1 protein-coding gene is annotated in these 1566 nt (G+C 45.5%); it reads left to right on the top strand.

The window, feature by feature from the left end:
* A partial coding sequence (locus ABJF11_RS00005; protein WP_348117025.1) for a hypothetical protein occupies nucleotides 1–272 on the top strand: 272 nt, incomplete at its 5' end.
* Between the last annotated feature and the right edge of the window lie 1294 nt (nucleotides 273–1566).

Below are 1566 nucleotides of genomic sequence, written 5' to 3' on the forward strand. Positions count from 1 at the left end.
AAGAGCAGTTGGTCTCGGCGTTTGCTCGAATCTCTGCTGCGACGCGCACTGCTGAAAATCCGATTTTTTTTTTTGCGCACAGGAAGACAAAACTGTTCTCTCGATTCACGAACTCACCAAACGGCTTGGAAAATACCATCGGTTCAAAATCTGAAGCTCAAAATCGGAAGCCCAAAAATCTAAGAGCGCCAAAATATCATGCTCAAAATCTAAAGCTCCAAAATGTAGAGCTTCCAAAATCCAAAGCTCAAAATCTAACGCTCAATATCTAGAGCTCAAAATCTCACGCTCAAACTCTGAAGCTCAAAATCTGAAAACTCAAAGACCCGAAGCGCGTACATACCCGGTAGAAAACAGCGACACAAAAAATCGTTATATTTTTTTCCCCATGTGTTCCTTTCCGGACAAGCCGATTATCCATCCAACCTGAGGGTTTCCATGCTTTTATACAGGCGTAGTGGAGGACAGACGCGTTCTTTCGACGATAGCGGTAGCACATTTTCCGCTATTTTTTTTCTGGGCGACGGGGGGCGCCTTAAACCCGAAACCGTCGCAATGCCAATCTTATCTTGTTTCGAAAAATGACGTGTTGTGTGTATTTGGTCCTTAGGGCCCATCTTAACGGGGAACACTAAATTCCGCTGGATCAGATGATGCAAATTCAATTAGAAAAGAAAAAAAATCAAGTCAAATTGAAAGAACCGAAAGTCCTCGATAAGATGGGCCCTTGAATTAAATTAGAAAAAAAAAAAATCAAGTCAAATTGAAAGAGCCGAAAGTCCCCGTTAAGATGGGCCCTTGTGGGATACAATTCGATTTTTTGTGCAGAAGTCATTTTTCTCGTCGGGTATGGAGCTCCTGACGTGATGAGACGCAGAAATTTAGGGTGAACGTCTGTCTTTGAACGCCTCGACAGGTCGTACACATGATCGATTCCCACTTTTGATGACGTTGATCTGTACGATCTGTGTGATCTAGCTCTTGTTGCCGTATGGGACCCGTATGATCTGCGTGATAGGTCAATAAATACATCATGTGTCCTGGGTTGGATCTGTGCTGCACGCAGATCCTGCACACACCTCTCACAACCGGGGTTGAGGAACTAGATCATCTACTGCTGCAGATAGACAGATAGATAGATCATGATCTGTCTGTCCCAGCTCTTGTGTTCCCCCTCGAAAATCCCTCAAGAGGTTTAAGCCGTTCCTTTCTGGAGGTGCCGATTATCCATCCGACTCTTGGGGTTTCCATACCGTGTTCCTGAGCATAAAATAAAGACCGCTGTTTGTACTTCGATGTTCAATCATAACCGACTTATCGGGTTTTCCCCCACTCGTGTCCTACTCTGTTCTTGATAATAAGGACCGGCTGTTAATATTCGATCAAAACGGTATCTTAGAGGCAGAGCGGTACGGTGCAGGATATATACAGGGCGAGCGATCATCGGGCAGATAGATCGTCTTGCCTTCCCGCGCTTGGTGACCTGGATGCTTCATGGCGCAGGCGGGCAGACAGATATAGCTACTATTACGGGGGGCCATAGTAAGTAGGACCTACGGTACACAC

This window comes from Reichenbachiella sp., from assembly GCF_039941815.1.
Lineage (GTDB): Bacteria > Bacteroidota > Bacteroidia > Cytophagales > Cyclobacteriaceae > Reichenbachiella.